At 66.5% G+C, this 12,853-nt stretch carries 12 protein-coding genes; 6 read left to right on the top strand and 6 right to left on the bottom strand.

The genetic code is table 11. The features are described 5' to 3' along the window. Nucleotides 1–143 precede the first annotated feature (143 nt). The 4 genes from DXK94_RS09305 to purU are packed head-to-tail and all read right to left on the bottom strand — an operon-like array spanning nt 144 to nt 5,118. Nucleotides 144–1,040, bottom strand: coding sequence for a bifunctional 5,10-methylenetetrahydrofolate dehydrogenase/5,10-methenyltetrahydrofolate cyclohydrolase (locus DXK94_RS09305; protein WP_115524744.1), 897 nt, complete (start codon nt 1,038–1,040; stop codon nt 144–146). Further along, complete coding sequence (locus DXK94_RS09300; RefSeq protein ID WP_115524743.1) at nt 1,037–1,663, bottom strand: cyclodeaminase/cyclohydrolase family protein; 627 nt, start codon at nt 1,661–1,663, stop codon at nt 1,037–1,039. The genes DXK94_RS09305 and DXK94_RS09300 overlap by 4 nt, the downstream gene beginning before the upstream one ends. A 3-nt stretch (nt 1,664–1,666) precedes the next feature. Then, a complete protein-coding gene (locus DXK94_RS09295; protein ID WP_115524742.1) occupies nt 1,667–4,159 on the bottom strand; it encodes an FAD-dependent oxidoreductase in 2,493 nt (830 codons plus the stop codon). 53 nt (nt 4,160–4,212) lie between these two features. Continuing rightward, complete coding sequence (gene purU / locus DXK94_RS09290; RefSeq protein ID WP_115524741.1) at nt 4,213–5,118, bottom strand: formyltetrahydrofolate deformylase; 906 nt, start codon at nt 5,116–5,118, stop codon at nt 4,213–4,215. A 122-nt stretch (nt 5,119–5,240) separates the two neighbouring features. On the opposite strand from purU, the gene DXK94_RS09285 reads away from it, so the two are divergent. The 4 genes from DXK94_RS09285 (at nt 5,241) to DXK94_RS09270 (ending at nt 8,296) form a co-directional block, all read left to right on the top strand. Then, entirely contained in the window at nt 5,241–5,921 is a 681-nt protein-coding gene (locus tag DXK94_RS09285; protein ID WP_115524740.1) for a GntR family transcriptional regulator, read from the top strand. Nucleotides 5,922–6,074: 153 nt separating this feature from the next. After that, nucleotides 6,075–6,350, top strand: a complete 276-nt coding sequence (locus DXK94_RS09280) for a hypothetical protein (protein ID WP_258868497.1) — start codon at nt 6,075–6,077, stop codon at nt 6,348–6,350. A 102-nt stretch (nt 6,351–6,452) separates the two neighbouring features. Continuing rightward, complete coding sequence (locus tag DXK94_RS09275) at nt 6,453–7,376, top strand: GAF domain-containing protein (RefSeq protein WP_115524739.1); 924 nt, start codon at nt 6,453–6,455, stop codon at nt 7,374–7,376. After that, nucleotides 7,373–8,296, top strand: coding sequence for an SGNH/GDSL hydrolase family protein (locus tag DXK94_RS09270; RefSeq protein WP_115524738.1), 924 nt, complete (start codon nt 7,373–7,375; stop codon nt 8,294–8,296). The genes DXK94_RS09275 and DXK94_RS09270 overlap by 4 nt, the downstream gene beginning before the upstream one ends. Before the next feature lie 34 nt (nt 8,297–8,330). Here DXK94_RS09270 and DXK94_RS09265 read toward each other — a convergent pair whose 3' ends face one another. Continuing rightward, nucleotides 8,331–9,683 carry a uracil-xanthine permease family protein gene (locus tag DXK94_RS09265; protein WP_115524737.1) on the bottom strand — a complete coding sequence of 451 codons (1,353 nt, stop codon included), beginning with the start codon at nt 9,681–9,683 and terminating at the stop codon, nt 8,331–8,333. 187 nt (nt 9,684–9,870) lie between these two features. Between DXK94_RS09265 and DXK94_RS09260 the strand changes: the two genes are divergently transcribed. Further along, nucleotides 9,871–10,476, top strand: a complete 606-nt coding sequence (locus tag DXK94_RS09260; RefSeq protein WP_115524736.1) for a malonic semialdehyde reductase — start codon at nt 9,871–9,873, stop codon at nt 10,474–10,476. A gap of 124 nt (nt 10,477–10,600) precedes the next feature. Next, nucleotides 10,601–11,122 (top strand): 2'-5' RNA ligase family protein, encoded by a 522-nt coding sequence (locus DXK94_RS09255; RefSeq protein WP_258868501.1) that lies wholly within the window; start codon nt 10,601–10,603, stop codon nt 11,120–11,122. Here DXK94_RS09255 and pgm read toward each other — a convergent pair. Beyond that, on the bottom strand, nt 11,119–12,771 hold the full coding sequence (gene pgm / locus DXK94_RS09250; RefSeq protein ID WP_115524735.1) for a phosphoglucomutase (alpha-D-glucose-1,6-bisphosphate-dependent): 1,653 nt from the start codon (nt 12,769–12,771) through the stop codon (nt 11,119–11,121). The genes DXK94_RS09255 and pgm overlap by 4 nt on opposite strands. Nucleotides 12,772–12,853 lie beyond the last annotated feature (82 nt).

The raw sequence follows: 12,853 nt of genomic DNA, 5'->3' as shown, positions 1-12,853 counted from the left end.
GCTCCCTCTCATTGCGCTGAATATCGGCAGGCACGGAAAATGGCCCCGTTTCCGAAAGTGGTGCTTCGATGAGGAATACCTCCCCAGGTTTTAGGCCCACCGAAGCACCATTTACGGAAACGGGACCATCAGGTCCATGTGTTTTAGCCGGCCGCCTGGAGGACGCCGGATTCGGCAATCAGCGACCCTGACTGGTTCCGGGCTGCTTCCACCGTGTGCAGGAGCAGCAGGGCGGTGGTCACCGAGCCAACACCTCCGGGGACAGGGGTCAGCGCAGCCGCGACGCCGCGGACGCTGTTCCCGTCCACATCGCCTACCAGCGAACCGTCGGCAAGGACGTTCGTGCCGACGTCGACCACTACCGTCTTCTCGGAAACGTCACTGCCCGTCAGCAGGCCTGTCCGTCCGGCGGCCACCACCACGATGTCCGCCTCCCTGGTGTAGGTCCCGAGCGGACCCGACCTGGAATGGCAGACCGTGACCGCCGCGTCGCGTTCCAGCAGCAACAGGGACAGCGGCTTTCCCACCACGGCGGACCGGCCAACAATCACGGCGTTCCGGCCCGCCACCGGGACGGCGTAGTGGTCAAGGATCTCGACGACGGCCCGGGCGGTGGCCGGTGCGAACGCGGGCTGGCCCACGGCCAGCCTGCCGAGGCTCAGCGGGTTGGCTCCGTCAATGTCCTTCTCCGGCGCGATGAGTCCCACCAGGGCGTCCGCCTGCACCCCCGCGGGAAGCGGCGTTTGCAGGATGATGCCGTTCACGGATGGCTCGGCGGCCAGGTCCCGCAGGACGCTGGCCAGCACCTGCTCGGTGGCGTCATGGCCCAGGTCGAGGACCCGGCAGCCAATGCCGGCGCGTTCTGCCGCGCGCTCAATGGAGCGCACGTACCAGCGCGTCGATTCGTCATCGGTGGCCATAACCACCGCAAGGACGGGACGCACGCCGTGCTGTTCCAGGGTCCGGGCCTCGTCCTGCGTCCTTTCGCGGATGATCCCGGCGAGGGACGTTCCCGACAATGTCGCGGTTTCAGTGCTCAACGAAGGATCCTTTCACGTACGCGTGCCGCAAGGGTGTCGGCGGCCATGACCACTTTGTCCTCCAGGCCGTCCGTCCGCTGGACCAGCCCTGCGCGTGCCCCGGGGTCCTTGATGGCCACCACGTTGATGTCGATATTCACCCGTGCGGTGGTTGCGGCTGCGCGGGCGGCGTCCGCGGCGGCCGCGACGTCGCTGATGACGTTCGCGTTCGCGACGTCAAACAGTTCCGTTGCGAGCTCCACTACGGCACCGGCAACCGTGACGAGGTGCGCCGGTGTCTGTGCCGCCTGGACGAGCGCGGCGTCAATAGTGGCGGCGCGCGCGGCCTTGAGTTCGTCCGTCGTCGCGGGGAGCTTGTAGGCGTCGATCACAGCCTGGAAGGCCTGCTCATCGGCGTCGGCCAGGCCCACTGCCTCATTGACCAGATCGTCCGCGGCCTGCGTGATCCGCTGCACCAGGGCGGCGTGCTGCTCGTACTTGCCGCCTGTGGTGTAGCGGGCCACCATGGCCACCAGGGCTGCACCCTGGGCGGCGTGCAGCGCGGCTGCCGCGCCGCCGCCCGGGGTGGGCTGCCGTGAGGCGAGCCGCGTGAGGTAGCTGCCGATCGTCTCTTCGCTGATCATGGCTTAGCCGCGGAGCCGGGTCATGGTGGGGTCGTACAGCGGATCCTGGGTGACGGTGGCAACAATGCGCCGTCCGAAGTACTCAATCTCCACGGAGTCGCCCACTGACACGGCGCTTGGGAGGTAGGCGTAGGCGATCGGTTTGCGCACGGTGTAGCCGTACGCGGCGCTCGTCACGTAGCCCACTGCCTGGTCCTTGTAGAACACAGGTTCCTTGCCCAGCACGATGGACCGGCCGTCGTCGACCGTGAGGCACCGCAGGCGCCGGGCGGAGTTCTCCTCGGTGCGGCCTTCCAGGGCTGCCTTTCCCACGAAGTTGTCCTTGGCCATCTTGACGGCGAATCCCAGGCCTGCTTCGAGGGGGTCGTGTTCGGTGGTCATGTCGGTGCCCCAGGAGCGGTAGCCCTTTTCCAGGCGGAGGGAGCTGAAAGCTGCCCGGCCGGCTGCAATTATGCCGAAGGGCTGGCCGGCTTTCCACAGCGCGTCCCAGAGGCGCTGGCCGTTGTCCGCGCTGGTGTAGAGCTCCCAGCCCAGTTCGCCAACGTAGGACAGGCGCATGGCCGTGACCGGCACGCCGCCGATGACCACATTCTTGGACCGGAAGTATTTCAGCCCGTCGTTGGAGAAGTCGTCGCTGCTGACCGCACCCACCACTTCGCGTGCGAGCGGGCCCCAGAGGCCGATGCAGCAGGTGCCGCCGGTGGTGTCGCGGACCTGGACCCAGTCGCTGGCCGTGCCGTTTTCGGTCTGGTGCCGGGCTGCCCGCTCGAAGTAGGCGGTGTCGATGTTGCCGTTGGCTCCGAGCTGGAAGGTGTCTTCACTCAGGCGGGCCACGGTGATGTCGCTGCGGATGCCGCCTGCGTGGTCCAGCAGGAGGGTGTAGGTGACGGCGCCGGGCTTCTTGGACATGTCCGCGGTGGTCAGTTCCTGCAGCAGCTTCTGGGCTCCGGGGCCGGAAACCTCAAGGCGCTTGAGGGGGGTCATGTCGTACATGGCGACGGCGGTACGGGTCTTCCACGCTTCGGCTGCGGCGATGGGGGAGCTGAACATTCCGGACCAGGCATCCCTGGCGGGCGGCTGCCAGTCGGCGGGCATCTCCTTGAGGAGGTCTGCGTTGGCTTCGAACCAGTAGGGACGCTCCCATCCGGCGCCCTCCAGGAAGAACCCGCCCAGCTGCTTGTGCCGGGCATGGAAGGGGCTGACCCGCAGGTTGCGGGGGGAGAGCTTGGGCTGCAGCGGGTGGAGGACGTCGTAGATTTCCACGAAGTTCTGCTGCGAGGTCTCGCTGACGTATTCGGGGGTGAGCTGCACGTCCTCGAACCGGTGGATGTCGCAGTCGCCCAGGTCGATGCGGGACTTGCCCTCCACGAGGAGTTCGGCCACGGCGCGGGCGATGCCTGCGGAGTGCGTAACCCACACGGCCTCGGCAACGAAGAAGCCGTCCAGTTCCTTGGATTCGCCCACCAGCGAACCGCCGTCGGGGGTGAAGGAGAAGATGCCGTTGAAGCCATCCTCGATTTCGCTTTCCCGCAGTGCCGGCAGGATCTGCTTGCTTGCTTCCCACGCTGGCAGGAAGTCCTCCAGCGTGAAGTCCAGGCGTGAGGGCATGTTGTGCTCGCTGATCTCGTTCGGCTTGAAGCTTCCAAGCTCGTCGAGGTCCACCGGCATGGGGCGGTGGGCGTAGGAGCCGATGCCGTACCGGTCACCGTGTTCGCGGTAGTAGAGGTCCTGGTCCTGGTGGCGCAGGATGGGCAGCTGGGCGCCGTTGGGCAGCTCGTTCTTGCCCTTCTGGGCGGGTACCGGGGTGGTCTTGACGTACTGGTGTGCCAGCGGGAGGAGCGGAACGGACATCCCGATCAACTCGCCCACCTTGGCGCCCCAGAAGCCGGCGCAGGAAACCACGATGTCCGCAGGGATCACGCCGTCGGAGGTCTCGACGCCGGTCACGCGGCGGTTTGCCTGCTCGATACCGGTCACCTCGGTGTTGCCGATGTACTTCACGCCGGCGGCTTCGGTGCGCTTGATCAGCAACTGCACTGCACGGGCTGCAAGTGCCAGGCCATCGGTGGGGACGTGGAGGCCACCCAGGATGTCTTCCTCATTGATCAGCGGGTAGAGCTCCTTGCACTCCTCACGGGAGAGGATCCTGCCGTCGATGCCCCACGATTGTGCGTAGCCGAGCTTGCGCTTAAGGTCGGCAAGGCGCGTCTCCGTGGTGGCGACTTCCAGGCCGCCCACCTGGTTGAAGCAGCTGACGCCGTCCTCGGTCAGGGACAGCAGCTTTTCCACCGTGTACTTGGCGAACAGTGCCATGGACTTGGACGGGTTGGTCTGGAAGACCAGGCCGGGGGCGTGGGAGGTTGACCCGCCCGGCATGTTGAGCGGGCCCTGGTCCAGGACCGTGATGTTGTTCCAGCCCCTGGTGACGAGCTCATCGGCGAGGTTGGTGCCGACGATGCCGGCTCCGATGATGACAATGCGTGGCGACGATTCCATGTGGTTGCTCCTGCTGCTGTTCGTGTCTAAGTCTGTTGATGGGGCGCGGCCGGTTACCGGAACACGACCGTGCTGGACTCATCCAGCAGCACGCGGTGTTGGCAGTGCCATCGCACAGCCCGGGACAGCGCGAGTGCTTCCGCATCCTGCCCCACCGTGGACAATGCCGACGGACCATAGCTGTGGTCCACGCGGATCACTTCCTGCTCGATGATGGGTCCCTCATCCAGGTCTGCGGTGACGTAGTGGGCGGTGGCGCCCACCAGCTTGACGCCGCGGTCATAGGCCTGGTGGTAGGGGCGGGCGCCCTTGAAGCCAGGGAGGAAGGAGTGGTGGATGTTGATGGCACGGCCTTCCAGTGACCGGCACAGGTCGTTGGAAAGCACCTGCATGTACCGGGCCAGGACCACCAGGTCCACGTTGTACTCCTCCACCAGGTCCAGGAGCCGGCGCTCGGCGTCGGCCTTGGTGTCTGCCGTCACGGGAATGTGAATGAACGGCAGGCCGGCTGCTTCCGCCATGGCGCGGTGGGTCTCGTGGTTGGAAACCACCAGGACCAGGTCACCGCCCAGGGTGCCGCCGCGCCAACGGAAGATGAGGTCGTTCAGACAGTGGCCGAACTTGGAGACCATCACCAGGACGCGCTGCTTGGTCTGGTCATGGAAGCTGAACTTCATGTCGAAACGGTCGGCGATGGAACGGAACTCTTCTTCGAGCATGTCCGGGGTGTAGTCGGGGGAACCTGAGAACGCGGTGCGCAGGTGCAGGGTCTCACGCAGGCTGTCGTCGAACTGCTGGTGTTCGTCGATGTTGAAGCCCCGCTCGAACAGGAAGGTGGTTACGGCCTGGACGATCCCGGCGCGCTCGCGGCACGACAGTGTGAGCACGAATTTCTGCGCCTGCTCCTGGACCGGTGCCGCAAGTACAGCAGCTGACGACTCTGTTTGCATGAGGGTCATGTCCCCTCCTCCTTCAAGATATATCCCTGTGTATCGGACTGATATATTAGGTTGGAGATCAGCGTATACTGGTCCATGAGTGAGGTCAATAGTCATTTCTGGCCCGAGGAAGGGGTCCTAGCGTGGCGTTTGAAACTTTGGCGGTGGCTGATGATGTCAGCAGGAAGTCCCTTGCGGATGTGGCGTATAAGAGCATCCGTGACCGGCTCCTGATGCTGGACATCAAGCCCGGTGAACTCCTCAATGATGACTCTCTTGCCAAAGCCCTTGGCGTGGGCCGCACGCCCATCCGCGAAGCCCTGAAGCGGCTGGAGCTGGACCGCCTGGTGGTCACCTACCCGCGGCGCGGCACGTTCGCCACCCGCGTGGACGTCACGGATCTTTCGTTCATCTCGGAAATACGCGCCCAGCTTGAGCCCCTTGCGGCCTCGCGTGCTGCGCGGGTGGCAACTGAAGCCGTCCGGGCACAGCTGCGGGCCATCCTCAAAGATGTTGAGGCCTTTGATGCCGGCGCCGCCTCGGTGACTGAAACGCTGAGGCTGGACGCCCGCGTGCACCAGGGCATCTACGCGGCAGCAGCGAATCCCCACCTTGAGGACATCCTCATCCGCTATGACAACCTGGCGACCAGGATCTGGTGCATGGTCATCGACCGACTTCCGGATCTTTCCCTCCATGTGCACGAACACCTCGACCTGCTCCGCGCCGTCATCGAGGGTGACGAGGCCAGGGCTGCCGACCTGGCGCGGGTGCACGTGAGCGGATTCGAGCATGCGGTCCGGGAGGCGCTTTTCAGCGCCTAGGTTTCGCCGCCGCCGCACTCCGGACGCCGGGGCCTCATTGACAGGAAATGTGACCTGCAACATACTTGAGCTGACTTTTGATATATCAATGAAATATCAGCTCGTATGGTGCCCAGGATGACGAAGCCTGGCGCCCGGACGGTGGAGGAACATATGAAACCAGGCGCATCCGCAGACACGGTTTCCGCAGGCGGCAGCCTCACCAGGACGAAGAAGGGCACGTCCGGCAGCCAGAACGGACGTGGAATGCGCGGTGACTGGGCGCGCTTGACCGGCCACACCGTTGAAGTGTGGCTGCTGGGCGAGCACGTCATGACCGGGGTGGTTGACCAGGCCTCGGAAGACGATTCGGTCCTGTGGATAGCCGGTGCGGGCATCAGTACGCGCCGGCTCTTCGACAAGTCCACCGGCTACCAAGTGTGGGTCTGAGGCAGCCAAAGTCCCGCCGGGCTCCCGCCATCGTGGCTGGGGGACGTATTCTTAGAACAAGGTTTTGCAGTAGGCCGAAGCGCTTCAAGCAAGGCATGGAGTATGGCCGCTGAACCCTCGGGGCAGGTTGGCTGGGGACCTCTTCCAATGCCACCGGAGCCGGTATTCGACAGCAAGGACGTCGAGACCTACCTCTGGGAAGTCACCCGTGACTTCATGACGGACATCAAGGGTGAAAGCCGCGGCATCAGCTGGGCGGCCACCCTCTTCCGCCTGGGTAAGGCGCACACGCTTGCCGCCAGTACCGACCAGGCGCGCGAGGCGGACCGGGAGCAGTGCTCCTTTGCGGACGGCCCGGTCATGGAGGCGCTGCGGACGGGCGAATTCGTCCTGCTCTCCGACCTCAGCCGGGACAGGCGCTGGCCGGGGTACTCCAGTGCGGCCGCGGGCCACGGCGTCCAGTCGCTCCTGTCCGCGCCCATCGTCTCCGAAGGCGGGGCGAGCGCGGCCATCAACCTTTACGGCTCCGAGCCCCACACGTTCACCAGCGACGACCTCCTGCGGAGCCGCAACTACGTGCAGCAGGTGGCCCGCGCCCTGCGCGTGGTGGTCAGGGTGGCCGAGCGGGCGGAAGCGACGGCGGGAATCGCCGTGGTGCAGAGCTCGCTGGTGCTGGTGGACCTGGCCGTGCGCAGCCTGATGAACGAGTACGGCCTCAGCCGGGAGGGTGCCCTCCGGTTCCTGCAGACGCAGGCGCTGCACCATGAACTGGACCTGCGGGACGCCGCCTTGAACGTGGTGGTGCCCGGAGCGGCAGCGGGAATGGGCGGGCCGGCAATGGACCTGCCCCTGGCAGACCGGCCCGCCGCAGAGCCTCCACAGCCGCAGCAGGACATACCCGACGGCGCGGTGGACTGGCGCCTGCCTGCGCCGGCCGAGCTGGATCAACAGCCACAAATGCCACCCGGGGCGGGGGCCGCAAAGAAGCAGCGCCCGCCGTCGCGTCCACGAAGGAGGACGGCATGACGACCGAAGAGCAGGACCTGCGGGCCGGCACCGGGGCGGGGGAACGGCACCCCTGGCACCGCTTCGTGGTGATCGGCGATTCCTATACCGAGGGCGTGGGAGACCCTGAACCGCGCAGCCAGGGCGGCCTCCGGGGCTGGGCGGACCGGGTGGCGGAGGAGTTGAGCGACGGGCAGCCGGACTTTGCGTACGCCAACCTTGCCGTGCGGGGCATGCTGCTGGGGCAGATCCTGGACCGCCAGCTGGCTCCCGCGCTGGCCCTGAAGCCGGACCTGATTGGCATGTCCGGGGGTGGAAACGACGTAATCTTCCGGCTCGGCGATCCGGACAAGCTCGCGGAAAAGATGGATGAGGCCGTGGGCCTGGTGACCGGAACCGGCGCCACAGTCCTCCTTTTCGCGGGGCCGGACTGGGGCGATATTCCCGTGTTCAGCCAAATCCGCGGAAGGGTGGCCATCTACAACGAGCATCTTCACAGGATTGGCCTGCGGCACCACGCCATCGTGGTGGACCTGTGGTGCCTGCCGGAGCTGCAGGACGGCAGGATGTGGGACCGGGACCGGCTGCACCTTTCGCCGCTGGGCCACCATGCCGTAGCGGTTGCAACGCTCAACGCGCTGGGCGTTCCGCACACCCTCAAGCCCCTCCAGCCCCGGCCGCTGCCGGCCCAGGGCTGGACCCAGGCCCGGGCGGAGGACCTGATCTGGGCGCGGCAGTATTTCTTTCCCTGGGTGCTGCGGCGCCTGCACCCCCGTCCCGACGATGATTCCCTGGTGGCAAAACGGCCACAGCCGGGACCCATCTTCGGCCTGGGCCGGCCGGGACCGTTCCCCCCGGGCCACCCGGCCGGGCGCAGCGCCGCGAAAGGCGCCGCCGTCGACCGCAACGTCGAAGGGGAGGAATCGGACGAAGTGGCCTAACCGTGGCCGCTCCGCAGCCTGCCAGAGTTAGCGCCTAGCGCTTTTTCGGCGCCCGCTTGGGGGCGGCGTTGGCCGCGGCTTTGGCCGCCGGCGGCAGGCCTGCCTGTTCGGACTCCGGCTCAGCTACAGTGCCCCGGGCCTTCGCGATGGCCTTCATTCCGTGGTAGATCACCAATGCCGCGGCCGACCCCAGCGCGATGCCGGTAAAGGTCAGCTCGCCGATGGTCCAGGTGTAGTCAGCGATGCCGATAATCAGGGCCACGGCTGCCGTGGTCAGGTTCACGGGGTTCGAAAAGTTCACCTTGTTCTGGACCCAGATCTTGACGCCCAGGATGCCGATCATGCCGTACAGCATGGTGGCGGCGCCGCCCAGGACGCCCGGCGGGACGGTGGCAACGAGTTCGCCGAACTTGGGGGAGAAGCTCAGCAGGATGGCGAAGATGCCCGCCACCCAGTAGGCCGCCGTCGAGTAGACCTTGGTGGCGGCCATAACGCCGATGTTTTCAGCGTAGGTGGTTGTTCCCGAGCCGCCGCCGAAGCCGGCGAGGACGGTTGCGGCGCCGTCGGCCATCAGCGCACGTCCGGAGACGCCGTCGAGGTTCTGCCCTGTCATTGCGGCCACTGATTTCACGTGGCCGATGTTCTCGGCCACCAGCACCAGGACCACGGGCACGAACAGGCCAAGGACGCCGATGTGGAACTCGGGGGTCTGGAACTGCGGAAGGCCCACCCAGGCGGCGGCCTCCATCTTGTCGTAGCTGACCTCGCCGCGCAGCATGGCCACAAGGTATCCGACCACCACGCCCACCAGGATGCTGAGCCGGCCGAGGATCCCGCGGAAGAGGACGCTGACCAGGATGATGGTGGCGAGGGTGACGACGGCGGTGACGGGCGCGGCGTCGAAGTTCTGCTTGGCGGCGGGGGCAAGGTTAAGGCCGATGAGCGCCACGATGGCGCCGGTGACGATGGGCGGCATGAGGCGGTTGATCCAGCCTGCGCCGAACTTCTGCACGATGGCGCCCACGAGGGCCAGCGCCGCGCCGGCGAGCACCACTCCGCCCAGGGCGCCGGGCACGCCGAATTGCTGCTGGGACGCCATGATGGGGGCGATGAACGCGAAGCTGGAGCCGAGGTAGCTGGGCACGCGGCCCTTGGTGATCACCAGGAACAGCAGCGTGCCGATGCCGGAGAAGAACAGGGTGGTGGCCGGCGGCATTCCGGTGATGATGGGCACCAGGAATGTTGCGCCGAACATGGCCACCACGTGCTGCATGCCCACGCCGATGGTCAGCGGCCAGGCCAGCCGCTCGTCAGGCGCCACCACGTGGCCGGGCTTGATGGATTTGCCGGTGCCGTGCAGCTTCCACTTGATTCCGAGCATGCTCATGGGCTGGGCCTTTCACAGGGGGTTGCCGCCGATGGCGAAGATGAACTGCCACCAGAATACCGCCCGGCCGGGCTGTGCCGAAGGTCACGTACCGTCACGGGAAGAGGACGGGAGAACTTGAAGTTGCAACTATGGACAGCAGAGAGGCCACTCCGGCAGGCGGGGCGGCGCAGCGAAAGGTATGCCAATGACCATTGCACACGAAGAAGCGGTTATCGATCCGGCCGCCGTCGACGCCATTTTCGCCCAGGCCCGCACCGCCAACTCCTTCCAGGGGGAAGTGACCGGAGAGCAGGCCCAGGCCATCTACGAACTCACCAAGTTCGGCCCCACCGCCTTCAACTCCCAGCCGCTGCGCGTCACCTACGTCCGCTCCGACGAGGCCCGCGCCAAGCTCGTGGACGCCCTGATGCCCGGCAACCGAGCCAAGACCGCGTCCGCGCCGCTGGTGGCCATCCTCAGCTACGACACCGACTGGGCCGGCCAGTGGGACAACTTCCTCCCCGGCTACAACGCCCCCAAGGCAATGTACGACGCCAACCCTGAGCTCGCCGCGGCCACGGGCAACAACAACGCCCACCTGCAGGCCGGCTACTTCATCCTGGCGGTCCGCTCGCTCGGCTTCGCGGCCGGCCCCATGACCGGCGCGGACTTCGGTGCCATCGACGAGGCCTTCTTCCCGGCCGGCGACCAGAAGAGCTTCCTGGTGGTCAACATCGGCCAGCCGGCCGAGGACGCCTGGGGCGAAGCCAAGCCCAAGTTCGCTTACGAGGACGTCGTCCGCACCGTCTAACCCCCCAGGCGGTGGTTGAGCCTGTCGAAACCCCGAATGCTCTATCACTTATGGTCCTTCCGGCCGCCCGGAAAGGACCATAAGTGATAGAGCATCGGTGGTTAAGGAGTGGGAAACTGTGCCTATGCAGATGCGGAACCTCATCTTCGTGGCGTTCGTCGAGCCGGTGGCTGAAGGCCAGGTGTTCCTGCGGTCCGCGTGGCCGCTGCACATTACTTTGGTGAGGTTCGACGTCGGCTCTCCGGACAGTGCCGACGACGCCGTCCGCCTGGCAGAACAGGCCGGCCCGCACGCATCCGCTGCCCTCGGTGCCGGCCTGACAGTGGGGGAGGACGCGGCCTTCGGCAGGAACGGAACCGTGCCCGTCAGCCTGGTGGACCCGCACCCCGCCCTCCAGGCACTGCACGAGCAGTTCGTCCATGCGGTCACGGACCTGGGCGCCACCATCCTGACCCCGCGCCACACGCTCTCCGGCTACCGCCCGCACGTGTCGCACCACGGTGCTGCAGGAGCGGGAGTAAAGCGCCTTCACCCCGGAGACGCCGTCGTGCTTGACCGGATCGCCTTGGTGGACATGGCGCCGGATGGTGACCACACCATCCGGCGCGTGCTCCGGCTGTGGAGCCGGGAACCGGAGGCCGGTTAGGCGATGACGCCGTCCACCAGCGCCTTGGCCTCGGCCTGGACCTGCTTGAGGTGCTCCTCGCCCTTGAAGGACTCGGCGTAGATCTTGTACACGTCCTCGGTGCCGGACGGGCGCGCCGCGAACCAGGCGTTCTCGGTGACCACCTTGAGCCCGCCGATGGATGCGCCGTTGCCGGGCGCCTCGGTGAGCTTGGCGGTGATGGCCTCGCCGGCCAGTTCAGTGGCGGTAACGTCCGACGGCGACAGCTTGCCGAGCGCCGCCTTCTGCTCACGGGTGGCTGCTGCATCAATGCGTGCGTAAACGGGGGCGCCGAACTGGTCGGTCAGGCCCTTGTACAGCTGTGAAGGGGACTTGCCCGTCACAGCCGTGATCTCCGAGGCGAGCAGCGCCAGCAGGATGCCGTCCTTGTCCGTGGTCCACACGCTGCCGTCCTTCTTGTTGAAGGAGGCGCCGGCGGATTCCTCGCCGCCAAAGGCACCCTCGCCGGAGAGCAGCCCGGGCACGAACCACTTGAAGCCGACAGGCACCTCCACCAGTTTGCGCCCCAGGCTTTCGGCCACGCGGTCGATGATCGAGGAGGACACCAGGGTCTTGCCCACCACCGAGGCCGGGTTCCAGCCGCTGCGGTTCCGGTAAAGGTAGTCAATGGCGACGGCGAGGTAGTGGTTCGGGTTCATCAGCCCGCCGTCGGGGGTGACGATGCCGTGGCGGTCCGCGTCCGCATCGTTGCCGGTGGCCACATCGAAGGCAGAACCGCCGTCGGACATCCGCTTGATCAGCGACGCCATGGCCGCCGGCGATGAGCAGTCCATCCGGATCTTTTCGTCCCAGTCCAGGGTCATGAACGCCCACTGCGGGTCCACCGTGGGGTTCACCACGGTGAGGTTCAGGTGGTGGCGTTCGCCGATCTCGCCCCAGTAGTCCACCGCTGCGCCGCCCATGGGGTCGGCCCCGATCCGTACGCCGGCGTCGCGGATGGCGTCCAGGTTCAGGACGGAGGGGAGGTCGTCCACGTAGCTGCTGAGGAAATCGAACTTGCCGGTGGTGTCCGCGGCCAGCGCATCGGCCAGCTGGACACGCTTCACGCCGCGCAGGTCATTCTCAAGCAGTTCGTTGGCGCGGTTGGCGATCCAGCCGGTGGCGTCGGAATCGGCGGGTCCGCCGTGCGGGGGGTTGTACTTGAAGCCGCCGTCAGCCGGCGGGTTGTGGCTGGGAGTGACCACGATGCCGTCCGCCTGTGCAGCGCCGGGTCCGGCGTTGCGGTTATAGGTGAGGATCGCGTGGCTCAGGGCCGGGGTGGGGGTGTAGCCGTGGCGGGCATCGATGAGGACCTGGACGCCGTTGGCGGCAAGCACCTCCAGTGCGGAGTTCTGTGCCGGCTCGCTCAGCGCGTGCGTGTCCTTGGCCAGGAACAGCGGCCCGGTGACGCCCTGCGCCGCCCGGTATTCAACGATGGCCTGGGTGATGGCGATGATGTGTTTCTCGTTGAAGGATGCCTTGAGGCTGGAGCCGCGGTGGCCCGAGGTACCGAACACCACCCGCTGGCCTGGATCACCCAGGTCCGGGGTGAGGTCGTAATACGCGTCAAGGAGCGCAGTAATGTCAACAAGGTCCTGGGGTTGGGCAACTGTACCCGCGCGGCTAGCCATGGCACCAGCATGCCAGAACCTCGCGGGAGTCAAAACGAACCGCCCGGAATCCGGGCACCTGTGACGGCGCCGCGTCATGAAC

It is taken from the genome of Arthrobacter sp. RT-1, assembly GCF_003367205.1.
Lineage (GTDB): Bacteria > Actinomycetota > Actinomycetes > Actinomycetales > Micrococcaceae > Arthrobacter.
This window is presented reverse-complemented; position numbering and strand designations above follow the sequence as displayed.